This window comes from Pseudomonas phenolilytica (genome assembly GCF_021432765.1).
Lineage (GTDB): Bacteria > Pseudomonadota > Gammaproteobacteria > Pseudomonadales > Pseudomonadaceae > Stutzerimonas > Stutzerimonas phenolilytica.
The window spans coordinates 3,418,746-3,435,001 of record NZ_CP058908.1; the positions used below are offsets into that span (position 1 = coordinate 3,418,746).

The window sequence follows — 16,256 nt, forward strand, 5'->3', positions numbered from 1 at the left end:
CATGCAAAGCATTCCTCTCGAACACGGGCTGGCAGTCGCCGCGATCCTCTTCTGCCTCGGGCTGGTCGGTCTGATGGTTCGGCGCAACATCCTGTTCATGCTGATGAGCCTGGAAATCATGATGAACGCTGCAGGCCTGGCCTTCGTCGTCGCCGGTAGCCGCTGGGCACAGGCGGACGGGCAGATCATGTTCATCCTGGTGATCACCCTGGCGGCGGCTGAAGCCGCCATCGGCCTGGCGATCCTGCTGCAGCTATACCGCCGCTTCAATACCCTCGATGTCGATGCCGCAAGCGAGATGCACGGATGAATCTTCTATTCCTGACCTTCGTTTTTCCGCTGCTCGGCTACTTCCTGCTCGCTTTTTCCCGCGGACGGATTTCCGAGAACCTTGCTGCGACCATCGGCGTCGGCTCGGTGGGGCTCAGCGCGCTGACCAGCGCCTGGATCATCTGGCAGTTCAACACCACGCCGCCGGCCGAGGGGGTCTTCACCCTGCAGCTATGGCAGTGGCTGGACGTCGCCAACCTGCAGGCATCCTTCGGCCTGCATCTGGACGGCCTGTCGCTGACCATGCTCGGCGTAGTCACGGGCGTGGGCTTCCTGATCCACCTGTTCGCCAGCTGGTACATGCGGGGTGAAGAGGGCTACTCGCGCTTCTTCGCCTACACCAACCTGTTCATCTTCAGCATGCTGCTGCTGGTGTTGGGCGACAACCTGCTGCTGCTGTACTTCGGCTGGGAAGGCGTGGGGTTGTGCTCCTACCTGCTGATCGGCTTCTACTTCAAGGAGCGCAAGAACGGCAACGCGGCGCTCAAGGCCTTCATCGTCACCCGCGTGGGCGACGTGCTGATGGCCTTCGGCCTGTTCATCCTGTTCGTCCAGCTCGGCACGCTGAACATCCAGGACCTGCTGACGCTGGCGCCGCAGAAATTCGCCGAGGGCGATCTGTGGATCACCCTGGCCACCCTGGCGCTGCTTGGCGGCGCAGTGGGCAAGTCGGCACAACTGCCGCTGCAGACCTGGCTGGCCGATGCGATGGCGGGCCCGACGCCGGTGTCCGCGCTGATCCACGCTGCCACCATGGTCACCGCTGGTGTCTACCTGATCGCCCGTACCCATGGCCTGTTCCTGCTGGCGCCCGACGTGCACGAGCTGGTCGGCATCGTCGGCGGCGTGACGCTGGTGCTGGCCGGCTTCGCTGCACTGGTGCAGACCGACATCAAGCGCATCCTGGCCTACTCGACCATGAGCCAGATCGGCTACATGTTCCTTGCCCTCGGCGTTGGTGCATGGGACGCAGCGATCTTCCACCTGATGACGCACGCCTTCTTCAAGGCCCTGCTGTTCCTCGCGTCCGGCTCGGTTATCCACGCCTGCCACCACGAGCAGAACATCTTCCGCATGGGTGGCCTGTGGAAGAAACTGCCGCTCGCCTACGCCAGTTTCATCGTCGGCGGTGCCGCGCTGGCCGCGCTGCCGCTGATCACCGCGGGCTTCTACTCCAAGGACGAAATCCTCTGGGAAGCCTTCGCCAGCGGGCACAACGGATTGCTCTATGCCGGTCTGGCGGGCGCCTTCCTGACTTCGCTGTACACCTTCCGGCTGATCTTCATCGCCTTCCACGGCAAGCCACAGACCGAGGCGCATGCCGGAAGTGGCATCGCCCACAACCTGCCGCTGGCAGTGCTGATCGTGCTTTCCACGGTGGTCGGTGCGCTGATCACACCGCCGCTGGCCGGCGTGCTGCCTGAGAGCGTCGGGCATGCCGGTGGCGAAGCCAAACACAGCCTGGAGCTGGTGTCTGGCGCCATTGCAATCGCCGGCATCCTGCTCGCCGCAGTGCTGTTTCTCGGCAAGCGAGGGCTGGTCACGTCCATCTCCCAGAGCGCACCCGGGCGCCTGCTGAGCGCCTGGTGGTTTGCCGCGTGGGGCTTCGACTGGATCTACGACAAGCTTTTCGTGCAGCCCTATCTGTGGCTGTGCCGCTTGCTCGCCCTTGACCCCATCGACGCCACCATCGGTCTGGTGCCGCGCACCGCCCGTGGCAGCCACGCCGCCCTGAGCCGCAGCGAAACCGGCCAGTTGCGCTGGTATGCCCTGTCCATCGTCGGCGGAGCCGTGCTGCTGCTCGGCATCATCCTGCTCTGAATTGCCCAAGGACTCGAAATCGTGATTCTGCCCTGGCTAATCCTGATTCCCTTCATCGGCGGCTTGCTCTGCTGGCTGGTCGAGCGCTTCGACCAGACCCTGCCACGCTGGATCGCCCTGTTCACCATGACGCTGCTGTTCGGCCTGGGCCTCTGGCTCTGGAGCAACGGCGATTACAGTCTGGCGCCGGCACCTGATGCCGGCTCGACCTGGGCGCTGGAGTTCAAGCACGTCTGGATCGAGCGCTTCGGTATCAACCTGCATCTGGCGCTCGATGGTCTGTCGTTGCTGATGGTGCTGCTCACCGGCCTGCTCGGTGTGCTGTCGGTGCTCTGCTCGTGGAAGGAGATCCAGCGCCACGTCGGCTTCTTCCACCTCAACCTGATGTGGATCCTCGGCGGCGTGGTCGGCGTGTTCCTCTCGCTGGACCTGTTCCTGTTCTTCTTCTTCTGGGAAATGATGCTGGTGCCGATGTACTTCCTCATCGCGCTCTGGGGTCACAGCTCCGAAGGCAAGCGTTCGCGGATCAACGCGGCGACCAAATTCTTTATTTATACCCAGGCCAGCGGTCTGATCATGCTGGTGGCGATCCTCGGGCTGGTGCTGGTGAATTACCACAACACGGGTGTGCTGACCTTCGACTATGCCCTGCTGCTCGATGCCGAGCTCGATCCGAAGATCGAGTTCCTGCTAATGCTCGGCTTCTTCGTCGCCTTCGCGGTGAAGTTCCCGATCGTGCCGCTGCACGCCTGGCTGCCGGCTGCCCATGCCCAGGCGCCGACCGCAGGCTCCGTGGACCTGGCTGGCATCCTGTTGAAGACTGCCGCCTACGGCATGATTCGCTTCGCCCTGCCGCTGTTCCCCGAGGCTTCGGCGGACTTTGCGCCGATAGCGATGACACTTGGTCTGATAGGCATCTTCTACGGTGCTCTGCTGTCGTTCGGCCAGACCGATATCAAGCGTCTGGTTGCCTACTCCAGCATTTCGCACATGGGTTTCGTGCTTATCGGCATCTACTCGGGCAGCGAGCTGGCGCTACAGGGCGCGGTGGTGTTGATGATCGCCCACGGTCTGTCGGCTGCCGCGCTGTTCATCCTCTGTGGCCAGCTCTACGAGCGCCTGCACACCCGCGACATGCGCGAGATGGGCGGCCTGTGGTCGCGTCTGCCGTGGCTGCCGGCGCTGAGCCTGTTTTTCGCCGCCGCCTCGCTGGGCCTGCCCGGTACCGGCAACTTCGTCGGCGAGTTCGTGGTGCTGTTCGGCGCCTTCGGCCAGTGGCCGTGGATCGTGGTGATCGCCACCTTCGGTCTGGTGCTCTCCTCGGTGTATTCGCTGGCGATGATCCATCGCGCGCATTTCGGTCCGGTCAAGGCCGAGGGCAGCCTGCGCGGGCTGGACGCGCGCGAGGTTGGCATGATCCTGCTGCTGGCAGCGCTGCTGGTGCTGCTCGGGGTCTATCCGCAGCCGGTATTCGACACCTCGCTGGCCACAATGAGTGGCGTACAGCAGTGGTTCAGTACCGCTTTCTCCCAACTCGCTTCGGTCCGGTAGTCGCGCTATGGAATTCACTCAACAACACTTCATCGCCCTGCTGCCGTTGCTCGTCGTCAGTGCCACCGCCGTGGTGGTGATGCTGGCGATTGCGTGGCGCCGCAACCATGGCCTGACCTACATGCTTACCGCAGCCGGGTTGGTTCTTGCGCTGCTGTCGATTGCGCCAGCGTTGCAGGTAGCGCCGCTGGAGGTTACCCAGCTGCTGCAGCTGGACCGCTTCGCCTACTTCCACATGGCGCTGCTGCTGCTGGCCACGCTGGCCTGCGTCACCCTGGCGCATGCCTATCTGGGCGAGAAGCCCGGCGGCCAGGGCTTCCCGGGCAATCGCGAGGAACTCTATCTGCTGATGGTGCTGTCGGCCCTCGGCGGTCAGGTGCTCGTGTCCAGCCAGCATCTGGCCGGCCTGTTCATCGGCCTGGAGCTGCTTTCGGTGCCGGTCTACGGGTTGGTCGCCTACGCCTTCTTCAACAAGCGTTCGCTGGAAGCCGGCATCAAGTACATGGTGCTGTCGGCCGCCGGCAGCGCGTTCCTGCTGTTCGGCATGGCGCTGCTGTACGCCGAGTCCGGTAGCCTGAGCTTCGCCGGCATCGGCGCCAGCCTGGCGGCGCAGCAGTCGAGCGTTCTGGTGCAGGCCGGCATTGGCATGATGCTGGTCGGGCTGGGCTTCAAGCTTTCGCTGGTGCCCTTCCATCTGTGGACGCCGGATGTCTACGAGGGCGCTCCGGCACCGGTTTCCGCATTCCTCGCCACTGCCAGCAAACTCGCCGTGTTCGCCGTGCTGCTGCGCCTCTACCAGCTGTCGCCGGCGACCAGTGGCGGCTGGCTGAACGATGGCCTGACGCTGATCGCCATCGCGTCGATCCTGATCGGCAACCTGCTGGCGCTGAACCAGAGCAACCTCAAGCGCCTGCTCGGTTATTCATCCATCGCCCACTTCGGCTACCTGCTGGTGGCGCTGATCGCCAGCGAAGGCCTTGCTGTCGAGGCAGTCGGCGTTTACCTGGCGACCTACGTGCTGACCAGCCTCGGTGCCTTCGGTGTGATCACGTTGATGTCCAGCCCATTCCAGGGCCGCGATGCCGATGCCCTGTACGAGTACCGCGGCCTGTTCTGGCGCCGGCCGTACCTGACTGCGGTGCTCACCGTGATGATGCTGTCGCTGGCCGGCATTCCGATGACGGCGGGCTTCATCGGCAAGTTCTACGTGATCGCCGCTGGCGTGCAATCGCAGCAGTGGTGGTTGCTGGGCAGCTTGATCATCGGCAGCGCCATCGGCCTGTACTACTACCTGCGCGTGATGGTGACGCTGTATCTGGTCGAGCCCGGCATACGCCGTCACGACGCACCGCTCAACTGGGGTCAGCAAGCCGGCGGCGTCATGCTGCTGGCCGTCGCCGCCCTCGCCTTCCTCCTCGGTGTCTACCCGCAGCCACTGCTGGAACTGGCTCAGCATGCGATCTTCGCTACGCTCTGAGCAAAGCACCAGATAACGAAACGCCCCGATTACTCGGGGCGTTTCTGTTTTCGGGCTCCAACCTCAGGCACTGCGCGAGGCGCGCCTCGTCGCTCAGCCGTGCGGAGTAGCGTTCTCGGCCTTCTCGATATGCAGGGGTAGCGAAGAAAACCCGCTGGCGGGAAAGAACGCCTTCACCGGTTGCTGATCCGCCAGCAGCATGATTCGGCTGGTACGCTCCAGCAGCTCCTCCATCACGACGCGCAGCTCCAGCCTGGCCAGCGGGGCTCCGGGACAGACATGGATGCCGGCGCCATACAGCAGATTCAGTTGCGGGTCGCGGTCGAGACGAAACGCATCGGGATCTCCGAACACCGCTTCGTCGCGATTGGCAGATGCCCAGATGAGCGCCAGACGCGTACCGGCCGCCAGCGTGCGCTCACCCAGCGTGACCTCTCTGGTGGTGACCCGCCGGTTCATGACGAGCGGCGCGTGGATGCGCAGTATCTCGTCGATGGCGGCAGGCAGCAGCACCGGCTGCTCGCGCAACTGCTGCTGCAACGCGCCATGGCCGGCGAGGTAATGCACGAGGATGCCGATCGACGCGGCAATGGTGCCCAGCTCGCCGACCGTCCAGTTACGCAGGATGCTGACGATTTCATCGTCGGTCAGCGGTCTGCCCAAAGCCTGGTCGCGTAGCAGACGGGTGGTCACGTCGTCTGGCGCCGCGCTACCGGCGTTGCGGCGCGCCGTGAGCAGATCCTTGATGTAGCCGTCGAATTCCAGCGCAACCGCGCTCATCGCCGCTTCGTCCCTGGCCAACGTGGCCGCCTGGTTCTTCAGCGTCCACAGGCGCAGCGGCTCGTGCAGCTCCACCGGCCAGCCCAGCCAGGCGCACTGAATCTGCAAAGCGAAAATCTGCGCAAAGTCCGCCATCAGCTCGACATCCGCCTGCTCCGGCAAGGCCTGCACCAGCCGTACCGCAACCTCCCGGCACACCGGCGCGAAGGCTTCCATCTGCTGCGGCTCGAAGTAGGGCTCGATGACGCGCCGGTACGCCGTATGCTCCGGCGGGTCCATGCCGTTCGGCACGGAGGGGAAACGCGAGACGGCGTTGCTGTAGGTCTCGTGGTCCGTCAATACGTGCATGACATCCGCGTGTCGGAACAGCGAAGTGTAGCCGTAACGACTGGTTGCCACCGGGCAGCGACGGCGCATGTCGTCGTAAGTGGCCATCTGGTCCTTGAGCACTGCCTCGGACCTCGGATCCCAATCGACTGATTTCGTCTCCATAGCAACTCCTATTGCGGACCTCTCGATAATCCGGGCCGCTTCGGTGGTGATGAATTTTCGGCCCTGTCCCAACCTGGCAGGCTGAACTCCGCGCGCAGCAGCTGAACCTCTTCCTGGTGCAGTTCGGCGATGCGCGCCAGCAGCTCCTCGCCGGCAGGCAACAGGTGAATCTCAACCTGACGCCGGTCTTCACGTCCGGCCTTTCGCTCGACCAAGCCCATGTTTTCGCAGCGGTCGATCAGTGCCACGACGCTGTGATGCTTCGATTGCAGCTGTTCGGCGAGCTCGCCAACCGTCGCCCAATCGCGCGCCGAAGCGCCTCGAATCTGGAGCAGAAGCTGGTATTGCAGCGCCGTCGCACCGTTCTCCAGGCACAGCAACTCGCTGTTGCGCAGGAATCGGCGCAGACGATGACGGAAATGCGCCAGCCGCTGGTAATCGGACTTTTCCAAGAGATGATTTCCTCGTTGACCTTCGCGCAGTATTGTGCACGATATATATCACGCCACGATATATATTTCAGCGGAAACGCCCTGTCGATTCTGTCCAGCCCAGAAAGGAACGTCATGAATCTCCTTGTCCTCATGCGCATGCTGTTGTGCAGTGCACTCGCCCCTTCCGAGTGGACGAGTAATCAGCTGCCGCCCCGAATCCGGCTCTGGGCATTCATCGTGCCATTGTCGCTGTTGCCACCGACGATGATCGCCTTGGTGGACGCCCCCTTGAGCGCCTACCTGCCCGTACTTCAGATCCAGCCGTCAACGGGAACGGCCAGCCTGTTTTTCGGTGGCGAAGTATTTTCAGTATTCGTGATGGGTTGGCTGATCAAACACGTCGCCGGCGCCGGCAGTCACGACGTGACTTATGCCGAAGCCTATCTGGTTGCCACTATCGCGTGCGTGCCGCTATGGCTGTCATCTCTCGGTCTGCTGGTGAACAACCCGTTTCTGAACACCGTGCTACCGCTCAGCGCGCTGGCCTCGTGCTGCGTCCTGCTCTACCAGGGCACCTGTTCGCTATGCCGCGTGGACGACCGCCTGGAGGCGGCCGCCATCACCCAGACGGCGTTCGGCGCGGCCGTTATCGTATGGATAATGGTGCTGCCACTCTTCTGGACGGCCGCCTGACCGCGGCGAGCTCGGAGCAGCGCAGTCGTCACAAGGTGCTGGTCGCATGGCATGGCTTGCGCCACGGCAGCATCAGGTGCCGATCACACCGCTATCGTCACGCGTGATCAGCACCGTCGAGGAGCACGGACCGGATTGGCCATCGCTGGCTGGGAAGCTCAGCCCGGGATGCTGCGCGTTGATCCACATGGCGCGGTAATCCGGGCTCCAAGTGTCACGAGGGATCGACGGCCATCGGCTGCTGCGCGGCACTGGACTGTTCTATGCCGATGTCGCCGAGGGCCGCGCCAAGCTCAGCCCGGAGCAGACCGCCACCTTGAACGAAAACGCCCAGCGCCGATCTGCCGGCGCAACGTGCGCAGTTCCGCTCGCCATGCTGTGGCGAAGTACCGGGCCGCAGGAAGCGGTATCCTTCGGGTACAAAAAAGCCCCGATGACGGGGCTTTGAGGGCGTTTCGGAGATCGCTGAGAGTTCTCGAAACTATACAAGTGGTGCGGACGGAGAGACTCGAACTCTCACACCTTGCGGCGCCAGAACCTAAATCTGGTGTGTCTACCAATTTCACCACGTCCGCCAAACGGGCTTTAAACAAAAACGCCAGGCAGTGCCTGGCGTTTTCTGGAATATGGGGTGGACGAAGGGGATCGAACCCTCGACACCAGGAGCCACAATCCTGTGCTCTACCAACTGAGCTACGCCCACCATATTACATTTGCTTGTGCCAGAAGCCCGACATGGCGCACCCGGCAGGACTCGAACCTGCGACCATCCGCTTAGAAGGCGGATGCTCTATCCAGCTGAGCTACGGGCGCTTTTGTCTGCATTCTATTCGGAGCGCAGACTTGAAGCTCCGGCTGTAGAAGAAGTGGTTTCTTCGCAAGCCATCTTACCCAGCAGCAGGCTGTGCTCGACAAGCGGGGCGAATGTTATAGGGGCTCCCGATAGTCGTCAACAGCAAAGCTGAAAAAAATTTCAGCTAGATAAAGGGGTTACACGTGGCTGCAGACGCTCCGCCTTTGCCGCATCGTCTCGGCGTGAGAGAATGCGCGCCCTTTCCAAGTTCTTTCCGGTGGTTAACCAAGCGTCATGACCGCACAACTGATCGACGGTAAAACGATTGCAGCCAACATTCGCCAACAGATCTCCGGTCGTGTTGCCGAACGTCGTGCGCAGGGACTTCGCGCGCCAGGTCTGGCAGTGATTCTGGTGGGCAACGATCCCGCTTCCCAGGTGTATGTGGCGCACAAACGCAAGGATTGCGAGGAAGTGGGCTTCAACTCCATCGCCCATGACCTTCCGGCCGATACTCGTCAGGAGGACTTGCTGGCGCTTATCGATCAGCTCAACGACGACGCGTCCATCGACGGCATACTCGTCCAGCTGCCGCTGCCCAAGCATCTGGATGCCTCGCAACTGCTCGAGCGGATCCGTCCGGACAAGGATGTGGATGGCTTCCATCCCTATAATGTCGGTCGTCTCGCGCAACGCATGCCGCTGCTTCGTCCGTGCACACCGAAAGGCATCATGACGCTGCTGGAAAGCACCGGCATCGACCTGCACGGCCTGGATGCCGTGGTCGTAGGCGCGTCGAACATCGTCGGCCGCCCGATGGCGCTGGAGTTGCTGCTAGCCGGCTGTACCACCACCGTGACCCACCGCTTCACCCACAACCTTGCCGAGCACGTCAGACGCGCGGATTTGGTGGTCGTCGCCACCGGCATTACCGGCCTGGTTAAGGGCGAATGGATCAAGCCAGGGGCGATCGTCATCGATGTCGGCATCAACCGCCAGGCTGATGGCCGCCTTCTCGGTGACGTGGAATTCGAGCCCGCCAGCGAACGTGCCGCCTGGATTACTCCGGTGCCGGGCGGCGTCGGCCCGATGACGCGCGCTTGCCTGCTGGAAAACACCCTGCACGCCGCCGAACATCTGCATCGCTAGGTCACAATCGACCAACAAAAACGGCGCCCTATGGCGCCGTTTTTTATGGCTTTGAAATTACTCGGCCAAACGCCAGGTCGTGCCGCCCTTCCCGTCCTCCAGCAGCACGCCCATGGCTGTGAGCTGATCGCGGATGCGGTCGGACTCGGCCCAGTTCTTCTCGGCACGCGCCTGCAGGCGGGCGGCGATCAGCGCCTCCACCTCAGAGGCATCGACCTTGCCCGCGGCACCGGCCTGCAGGAAGGCGTCGGGCTCGAGCTGCAGCACGCCGAGCACCCCGGCCAGCTCCTTGAGGCGCGCGGCCAGCGCGGCAGCGGCGTTCAGATCGCTCTCGCGCAGGCGGTTGACCTCGCGGATCATCTCGAATAGCACCGCGCAGGCTTCCGGCGAGTTGAAGTCATCGTCCATCGCCGCGCCGAAGCGCGCGACGAACTCCTCGCCACCGGTAGGCGCCGCGGCCGGCAGGCCCTTGAAACCGTTGTAGAAGCGCTCCAGGGCGCCCTTGGCCTCGCGCAGGCTGTCCTCGGAGTAGTTGATCGGGCTGCGGTAGTGGCTGGACACCAGCAGGTAGCGCACCACCTCGGGGTGGTACTTCTCCAGCACCTCGCGGATGGTGAAGAAGTTGCCGAGGCTCTTGGACATCTTCTCGCCGTCGACGCGCACCGCGCCGGCGTGCATCCAGGCGTTGGCGTACAGCTTGCCGGTGGCCGCCTCGCTCTGCGCGATCTCGTTCTCGTGGTGCGGGAACACCAGGTCCGGACCGCCGCCGTGGATGTCGAAAGTCTCGCCCAGACAGCAGGTGGACATCACCGAGCACTCGATGTGCCAGCCCGGACGCCCGGCGCCCCACGGCGACTCCCAGCTCGGCTCGCCCGGCTTGGCGCCTTTCCACAGGACGAAGTCGAGCGGATCTTCCTTGGCCTCGTCGACCTCGATGCGCGCGCCGATCTTCAGGTCCTCGATCTTGCGCCGCGACAGCTTGCCGTAGCCCTCGAACTTGCCGACCCGGTAGTAGACGTCGCCGTTGCCCGGGGCGTAGGCGAAGCCCTTGTCGATCAGGGTCTGGATCATCGCGTGCATGCCGGCGATATGGTCGGTGGCGCGCGGCTCGATATCCGGGCGCAGCACGTTGAGGCGCGCCTCGTCCTCGTGCATCGCGGCGATCATCCGGCCGACCAGATCCTGGAACGACTCGCCGTTCTCGTTGGCGCGCTTGATGATCTTGTCGTCGATGTCGGTGATGTTGCGCACGTAGGTCAGCTCATAGCCGCGATGGCGCAGCCAGCGGGCGACCACGTCGAACGCCACCATCACCCGCGCGTGGCCGATGTGGCAGAAGTCGTAGACGGTCATGCCGCACACGTACATGCGGACCTTGTTGCCTTCCAGCGGCTTGAACTCATCCTTGCTCTTGGACAGGGTGCTGTAGATGGAAAGCGTCATCACTGCCCCCAGGAGTCGCGCAGGGTCACGGTACGGTTGAACACCGGGGCGCCCGGCTTCGAATCCTTCAGGTCGGCGCAGAAGTAGCCCTCGCGTTCGAACTGGAAGCGTTCTTCCGGCGCGGCATTGGCCAGCGACGGCTCGGCGCGGCAGCCCTTGAGCACCACCAGCGACTCCGGGTTGATGTTGTCGAGGAAGCTGCCGCCCTCCTCGTCGGTCTTCTCCGGGTTGGCGGCCTTGAACAGGCGGTCGTACAGGCGCACCTCGCACTCGACGCTCTCGGCGGCCGGCACCCAGTGGATCACGCCCTTGACCTTGCGGCCTTCCGGGTTCTTGCCCAGGGTGTTCTCGTCGTAGGAGCAGCGCAGCTCGACGATATTGCCTTCGGCATCCTTGATCGCCTCGTCGGCGCGGATCACGTAGCTGCCGCGCAGGCGCACTTCGCCGCCGGGGATCAGACGCTTGTAGCCGGCCGGCGGGACTTCCTCGAAGTCGCTGGCGTCGATGTAGATCTCGCGGGAGAACGGCAGCACGCGCACGCCCATGTCCTGCTTGGGATGGCGCGGCAGCTCAAGGTTCTCGACCTGGCCTTCCGGATAGTTGGTGATCACCACCTTGAGCGGCTTGAGCACGCACATGGCGCGCGCGGCGTTGGCGTCCAGGTCCTCGCGGATGGCGAACTCCAGCATGCCGATGTCGACCAGGCCGCCGGCGCGGTTGACGCCGATCATGTCGCAGAAGGCGCGGATCGACGCCGGGGTGTAGCCGCGGCGACGGTAGCCGGACAGGGTCGACATGCGCGGGTCGTCCCAGCCATTCACGTGGCCTTCATCGACCAGCTGCTTGAGCTTGCGCTTGCTGGTGATGGTGTAGTTCAGGTTGAGGCGGGCGAACTCGTACTGGCGCGGCTGGGCCGGCACCGGCAGGTTGGCGAGGAACCATTCGTAGAGCGGGCGGTGATCCTCGAATTCCAGAGTGCAGATCGAATGCGTGATGCCTTCGATGGCGTCCGACTGCCCGTGGGTGAAGTCGTAGCTCGGGTAAATGCACCACTTGTCGCCGGTCTGGTGATGATGGGCGTGACGGATGCGGTAGAGGATCGGGTCGCGCAGGTTGATGTTCGGCGACGCCATGTCGATCTTGGCGCGCAGCGAGCGGGCGCCGTCGGGGAACTCGCCGCCCCTCATGCGGGCGAACAGGTCGAGGTTCTCCTCGACGCTGCGCTCGCGGAACGGGCTGTTCTTGCCCGGTTCGGTCAGGCTGCCGCGGTAGGCGCGCATCTCCTCGGCATTGAGGTCGCAAACGAAGGCCTTGCCGGCCTGGATCAGATGAATCGCCCACTCGTACAACTGATCGAAATAGTCGGAGGCATAGTGCTCCTCACCGGCCCACTTGAAGCCCAGCCACTCGACGTCGGCCTTGATCGCATCGATGTACTCCTGGTCTTCCTTGGCCGGATTGGTGTCGTCAAAGCGCAGGTTGCACTCGCCGCCGAACTCCTCGGCCAGGCCGAAGTTCAGGCAGATCGACTTGGCGTGACCGATATGCAGGTAACCGTTGGGCTCCGGCGGGAAGCGCGTGATGATCTTGGCGTGCTTGCCGGCTTCCAGATCAGACTGAACGATCGGGCGCAGGAAATTGGCGGCTTTTTCGACGATTGGCTTGCTCATGGTGTCCTTAGCGATCAGCGATGCGGCTCAGGGTAGGCCGACCAAAACAAAGCGCTTATGATAGCGAACCCGTCAACCCCCTGACAGAGCAAAGCGCCTCGCGTACGTCTGCCATGCGGGGCGGCGAACCATCCTCGATGTGGCCCGCCGCATCCTCTTTGCCCGCCATCGAAACGGAACTCTGCACATGATCAAACTGCATACCAATTACGGCGTCATCACCGTCAAGCTGTTCGAAGATAAAGCGCCGGAAACCACGGCCAATTTCAAGGAATACGTGAAGAGCGGCCATTACGACGGCACCATCTTCCATCGCGTGATCGGCAATTTCATGATCCAGGGCGGCGGTTTCGAGCCGGGCATGAAGCAGAAAGCCACCCGTGCACCGATCAAGAACGAGGCCAACAACGGCCTGTCGAACAAGACCGGTACCCTGGCGATGGCCCGCACGATGGAGCCGCATTCGGCTTCCGCGCAGTTTTTCATCAACGTCAAGGACAACGATTTCCTCGATCACAGCGCACCGACCGTTCAGGGCTGGGGCTACGCCGTATTCGGCGAAGTGACCGACGGCATGGACGTGGTCGAGAAGATCAAGGGCGTGGCCACCACCATGAAGTCCGGCCATCAGGACGTCCCGGTGGATGACGTGGTGATCGAAAAGGCCGAGATCGTCGAGTAACGTCGAGTGATCCTGCTGATCTCCGATCTGCATCTCGAAGAGGAGCGCCCGGATATCACCCGGGCGTTTCTGCATTTTCTCCAGACGCGCGCGCCGCAGGCCGAAGCGCTGTACATCCTCGGCGATTTCTTCGAGGTGTGGATCGGCGACGATGCCATGACGCCGTTTCAGCAATCGATCACGCAGGCCTTGCGTTCGCTGAGCGAGCGCGGCACCCGCATCTATCTGATGCACGGCAATCGCGATTTCATGCTCGGCAAACATTTTTGCCGGGCGGCCGGCTGCGAACTGCTGGCAGACCCCACGGTTGTGAGCCTGCAAGGCGAGCGCACCCTGCTGATGCACGGCGACAGCCTGTGTACCCGAGATGAGGGTTATATGCGCTTGCGGCGCCTGCTGCGTAACCCACTCAGCCTGTTCATCCTGCGCAACCTGCCACTGGCCACGCGCCGGAAGCTGGCGCGCAAGCTACGCAACGAAAGCCGCACGCAAACCCGCATGAAGGCCAGCGACATCATCGACGTGACACCCGAGGAAGTTGTGCGAGCCATGCGTGAACACCGGGCGCGCCGCCTGATTCATGGCCATACACATCGCCCCGCCATCCACGCGCTGGAACTCGATGGCCAGCCAGCTCAACGCATCGTGCTGGGGGATTGGGATCAGCAAGGCTGGGCACTACAGATCGACGAGCAGGGCTTCAACCAAGCCCCATTCGCTCTGGACTGACGCCTCAGGCCGCGAGCGGCACTCCGCTGTGAAAGCGGAATTCGCTGTCCGGACTCTCGATCAATTCCCGCTCGACCAGGCGCACCCGCTCGATCGTGCGATCGACATCGGCGGCCTCCCCGTACTGGTAGGCGAAGCGCAGGTAGTTCTGGAAGTGCCGCGCCTCGGACTTCAGCAGACCAAAATAGAAGCGGCCCAGCTCCTCATCCAGGTGCGGCACCATCGCTTCGAAGCGCTCGCACGAACGCGCCTCGATAAAAGCCCCGACCACCAACGTATCCGTCAGCTTGTGCGGCTCGTGAGTACGCACGACTGCGCGAAGCCCGGACGCGTAGCGACTGGCCGAGACGGGACGCAGAGCGATCTTGCGACGTTTGAGAAGCCTCAGCACCTGCTCGTGATGCACCAGCTCTTCACGCGCCAGACGGGACATGTAGTTGATCAGATCCAGATGCTGGCCGTAACGAGCAATCAGGCTCAGCGCGGTGGAGGCGGCCTTGAATTCGCAGTTCTTGTGATCGAGCAGCATCACATCCTGCTGATCCAGAGCAGCAGCGACCCATGTGCCAGGAGTTCGACAGCCCAGGAATTCGTGTATTTCAGGCAGCACAGCCGCCCTCCTCGTCTGATGTCTGATGGTGTTTCGGTGTCATGACCAATTTCCGCCCGAAACCGGCAGTCGTATGCGCCCGAGCCGTTTGGCGGCGTGCATTATACGAATGCCCCGCGGCCCGGCCAGCTCCGCTTGATTTACATCAGCGCCAACGCCGCCGGCTTGTCTATAGTTGAGCAACCGCATCCAGGAAACGGAGCCGAACATGTTGGCCATTCGCTGCATTCTCGTGGTAATTGACCCCAACCAGCCAGATTCGCTGGCACTCAAGCGCGCCCACCTGATCTCCAGCGTCAGTCAGTCACGCCTGCATCTGCTGGTCTGCGACAACAAGCACGATCACGGCGCTTATCTCGAATCGTTACGCGAGCGGCTGACAAGCGAAGGCCATCAGGTCAGCGTCCAGCAGGCCTGGCACGAGAATCTTCACCAGACCATCATTACCGTGCAGCAAGCCGAAGGCTGCGGTCTGGTGATCAAGCAACACGTTCCGGACAGCCCGCTCAAACGCGCACTGCTTACCCCCGAAGACTGGAAGCTGCTGCGGTATTGCCCTTGCCCAGTGCTCATGGTGAAAACCGACACGCCCTGGAAGGGCCGCAACATCCTGGCCGCCGTCGACGTCGGCAATGCCGATCTCGAACATCGCACCCTGCATGCGACCATCGTCAGCCATGGTTACGAGATAGCCGGCCTCGCCGACGGACAACTGCACGTCATCAGTGCACACCCGTCAGCCATGCTGTCGGCCGCCGATCCGGCATTCCAATTGAAGGAGACCATCGAGGCGCGTTACCGCGAGGCCTGCAAGCGCTTCCAGACCGACTACGACATCCCCGACGCGCAACTGCACATTGAAGAAGGTCCTGCCGACGCGTTGATTCCGCGTATCTGTCATCAGTTGCAGGCCGCAGTGACCGTCATCGGCACCGTGGCGCGAACCGGCTTTTCCGGTGCACTTATGGGCAACACCGCCGAAGTGGTGCTCGACACGCTGGAAAGCGACGTCCTCGTGCTCAAGCCCGATGAAATCATTGATCATCTGGAAGAGCTGGTCCGCCATTGACCTTCGCGCCGGCCGCCGCCCGTAGCGGCCGGAGCTAGGCAAACCGATCGGTGACCGGGGCGAGAAAGCGCGGGGCCATGTAACGCTCGTAATGCGCCTCGGAAAGCAGGAAGAACTCACGGTCGATGGCATCGCGCAACTGCGGCAACGACCACTGACGAAACTCTGGCAACACCACCACGCCATAGGCCTCGAGTTGCTGAATGACACGCGAACCGCGCGCAATAAGCTGATACGCCCAACAGTAAGGAGATTGCTCGGCCACGAAACGAATCTGGCGGGACTCCAGTTGCCGGCGCAGCAGATCCGCATCGAACACATCCATCTTCGCCGCCATCACTTGTGCCAGCAGGGTTTCCAGTCTCCGCCAGACCGCCCATTTCTCTTCGTCCCGATAGGCATTCCAATTCACCACCTCTTGGTGAAAGCGTTTGCACCCACGACAAACGAGATCGCCATAAACCGTAGAGCAAAGGCCCACGCAAGGAGTCTGGATACGTTGATTGGACATGGCGCCACCCAGCGGCAGATCG

The 16,256-nt window shown here is 62.8% G+C and carries 15 protein-coding genes, 3 tRNA genes and 1 pseudogene; 10 read left to right on the forward strand and 9 right to left on the reverse strand.

Features of this window, described 5'->3' with window-relative positions:
• Nucleotide 1: 1 nt before the first annotated feature.
• Genes nuoK through nuoN form a run of 4 tightly spaced genes read left to right on the forward strand, consistent with a single transcriptional unit; the run spans nt 2 to nt 5,179 of the window.
• Entirely contained in the window at nt 2–310 is a 309-nt protein-coding gene (nuoK, locus tag HU825_RS16230; protein ID WP_008570159.1) for an NADH-quinone oxidoreductase subunit NuoK, read from the forward strand.
• Nucleotides 307–2,151, forward strand: coding sequence for an NADH-quinone oxidoreductase subunit L (gene nuoL, locus HU825_RS16235; RefSeq protein WP_234302471.1), 1,845 nt, complete (start codon nt 307–309; stop codon nt 2,149–2,151). Before nuoK ends, nuoL begins: the two co-directional genes overlap by 4 nt.
• 21 nt (nt 2,152–2,172) lie before the next feature.
• Nucleotides 2,173–3,702, forward strand: a complete 1,530-nt coding sequence (nuoM, locus tag HU825_RS16240; RefSeq protein WP_043297078.1) for an NADH-quinone oxidoreductase subunit M — start codon at nt 2,173–2,175, stop codon at nt 3,700–3,702.
• Between the two features lie 7 nt (nt 3,703–3,709).
• Entirely contained in the window at nt 3,710–5,179 is a 1,470-nt protein-coding gene (gene nuoN, locus HU825_RS16245; RefSeq protein WP_234302472.1) for an NADH-quinone oxidoreductase subunit NuoN, read from the forward strand.
• A 93-nt stretch (nt 5,180–5,272) separates the two neighbouring features.
• Here nuoN and HU825_RS16250 read toward each other — a convergent pair whose 3' ends face one another.
• On the reverse strand, nt 5,273–6,451 hold the full coding sequence (locus tag HU825_RS16250; protein ID WP_234302473.1) for a cytochrome P450: 1,179 nt from the start codon (nt 6,449–6,451) through the stop codon (nt 5,273–5,275).
• Between the two features lie 8 nt (nt 6,452–6,459).
• Nucleotides 6,460–6,903 carry a MarR family winged helix-turn-helix transcriptional regulator gene (locus HU825_RS16255; protein WP_234302474.1) on the reverse strand — a complete coding sequence of 148 codons (444 nt, stop codon included), beginning with the start codon at nt 6,901–6,903 and terminating at the stop codon, nt 6,460–6,462.
• A gap of 114 nt (nt 6,904–7,017) precedes the next feature.
• Between HU825_RS16255 and HU825_RS16260 the strand changes: the two genes are divergently transcribed.
• Both HU825_RS16260 and HU825_RS16265 read left to right on the forward strand, forming a co-directional pair.
• Complete coding sequence (locus HU825_RS16260) at nt 7,018–7,578, forward strand: YIP1 family protein (protein WP_043297082.1); 561 nt, start codon at nt 7,018–7,020, stop codon at nt 7,576–7,578.
• A 205-nt stretch (nt 7,579–7,783) separates the two neighbouring features.
• A pseudogene (locus tag HU825_RS16265) lies at nt 7,784–7,915 on the forward strand (AraC family transcriptional regulator); the annotation flags it as partial.
• A gap of 153 nt (nt 7,916–8,068) precedes the next feature.
• Here the strand turns inward: HU825_RS16265 and HU825_RS16270 are convergent.
• The 3 genes from HU825_RS16270 to HU825_RS16280 form a co-directional block, all read right to left on the reverse strand.
• A tRNA-Leu gene (locus HU825_RS16270) sits at nt 8,069–8,153 on the reverse strand.
• A gap of 52 nt (nt 8,154–8,205) precedes the next feature.
• Nucleotides 8,206–8,281 (reverse strand) — tRNA-His (locus HU825_RS16275).
• Nucleotides 8,282–8,314: 33 nt separating this feature from the next.
• A tRNA-Arg gene (locus HU825_RS16280) sits at nt 8,315–8,391 on the reverse strand.
• Between the two features lie 274 nt (nt 8,392–8,665).
• Here HU825_RS16280 and folD point away from each other — a divergent pair.
• Nucleotides 8,666–9,520, forward strand: a complete 855-nt coding sequence (gene folD / locus HU825_RS16285) for a bifunctional methylenetetrahydrofolate dehydrogenase/methenyltetrahydrofolate cyclohydrolase FolD (RefSeq protein ID WP_054093184.1) — start codon at nt 8,666–8,668, stop codon at nt 9,518–9,520.
• Nucleotides 9,521–9,577: 57 nt separating this feature from the next.
• On the opposite strand, the gene cysS is transcribed toward folD, so the two are convergent.
• Nucleotides 9,578–10,963 carry a cysteine--tRNA ligase gene (gene cysS / locus HU825_RS16290; protein ID WP_234302475.1) on the reverse strand — a complete coding sequence of 462 codons (1,386 nt, stop codon included), beginning with the start codon at nt 10,961–10,963 and terminating at the stop codon, nt 9,578–9,580.
• Nucleotides 10,963–12,633, reverse strand: coding sequence for a glutamine--tRNA ligase/YqeY domain fusion protein (locus HU825_RS16295; RefSeq protein ID WP_234302476.1), 1,671 nt, complete (start codon nt 12,631–12,633; stop codon nt 10,963–10,965). The genes cysS and HU825_RS16295 overlap by 1 nt, the downstream gene beginning before the upstream one ends.
• 187 nt (nt 12,634–12,820) lie before the next feature.
• On the opposite strand from HU825_RS16295, the gene HU825_RS16300 reads away from it, so the two are divergent.
• Nucleotides 12,821–13,315: a peptidylprolyl isomerase gene (locus tag HU825_RS16300; protein WP_043297086.1), complete on the forward strand. Its 495-nt coding sequence runs from the start codon at nt 12,821–12,823 to the stop codon at nt 13,313–13,315.
• Between the two features lie 6 nt (nt 13,316–13,321).
• Nucleotides 13,322–14,044: a UDP-2,3-diacylglucosamine diphosphatase gene (gene lpxH, locus HU825_RS16305; RefSeq protein ID WP_043297087.1), complete on the forward strand. Its 723-nt coding sequence runs from the start codon at nt 13,322–13,324 to the stop codon at nt 14,042–14,044.
• Between the two features lie 4 nt (nt 14,045–14,048).
• Here the strand turns inward: lpxH and HU825_RS16310 are convergent, their stop codons facing one another.
• Nucleotides 14,049–14,654 (reverse strand): MiaE family protein, encoded by a 606-nt coding sequence (locus HU825_RS16310; protein WP_043297088.1) that lies wholly within the window; start codon nt 14,652–14,654, stop codon nt 14,049–14,051.
• Between the two features lie 208 nt (nt 14,655–14,862).
• On the opposite strand from HU825_RS16310, the gene HU825_RS16315 reads away from it, so the two are divergent.
• Complete coding sequence (locus HU825_RS16315; protein ID WP_138300064.1) at nt 14,863–15,723, forward strand: universal stress protein; 861 nt, start codon at nt 14,863–14,865, stop codon at nt 15,721–15,723.
• Nucleotides 15,724–15,757: 34 nt separating this feature from the next.
• Here the strand turns inward: HU825_RS16315 and HU825_RS16320 are convergent, their stop codons facing one another.
• The gene (locus tag HU825_RS16320; protein ID WP_234302477.1) at nt 15,758–16,234 is read right to left on the reverse strand and encodes a DUF1289 domain-containing protein; all 477 of its coding nucleotides are present in this window, start codon (nt 16,232–16,234) and stop codon (nt 15,758–15,760) included.
• Nucleotides 16,235–16,256 lie beyond the last annotated feature (22 nt).

Coding starts and splice junctions, on each gene's coding strand:
- nuoK (WP_008570159.1), top strand. CDS start 2: ATGCAAAGCATTCCTCTCGAACACGGGCTGGCAGTCGCCGCGATCCTC.
- nuoL (WP_234302471.1), top strand. CDS start 307: ATGAATCTTCTATTCCTGACCTTCGTTTTTCCGCTGCTCGGCTACTTC.
- nuoN (WP_234302472.1), top strand. CDS start 3,710: ATGGAATTCACTCAACAACACTTCATCGCCCTGCTGCCGTTGCTCGTC.
- HU825_RS16250 (WP_234302473.1), bottom strand. CDS start 6,451: ATGGAGACGAAATCAGTCGATTGGGATCCGAGGTCCGAGGCAGTGCTC.
- HU825_RS16260 (WP_043297082.1), top strand. CDS start 7,018: ATGAATCTCCTTGTCCTCATGCGCATGCTGTTGTGCAGTGCACTCGCC.
- folD (WP_054093184.1), top strand. CDS start 8,666: ATGACCGCACAACTGATCGACGGTAAAACGATTGCAGCCAACATTCGC.
- cysS (WP_234302475.1), bottom strand. CDS start 10,963: ATGACGCTTTCCATCTACAGCACCCTGTCCAAGAGCAAGGATGAGTTC.
- HU825_RS16295 (WP_234302476.1), bottom strand. CDS start 12,633: ATGAGCAAGCCAATCGTCGAAAAAGCCGCCAATTTCCTGCGCCCGATC.
- HU825_RS16300 (WP_043297086.1), top strand. CDS start 12,821: ATGATCAAACTGCATACCAATTACGGCGTCATCACCGTCAAGCTGTTC.
- HU825_RS16315 (WP_138300064.1), top strand. CDS start 14,863: ATGTTGGCCATTCGCTGCATTCTCGTGGTAATTGACCCCAACCAGCCA.
- HU825_RS16320 (WP_234302477.1), bottom strand. CDS start 16,234: ATGTCCAATCAACGTATCCAGACTCCTTGCGTGGGCCTTTGCTCTACG.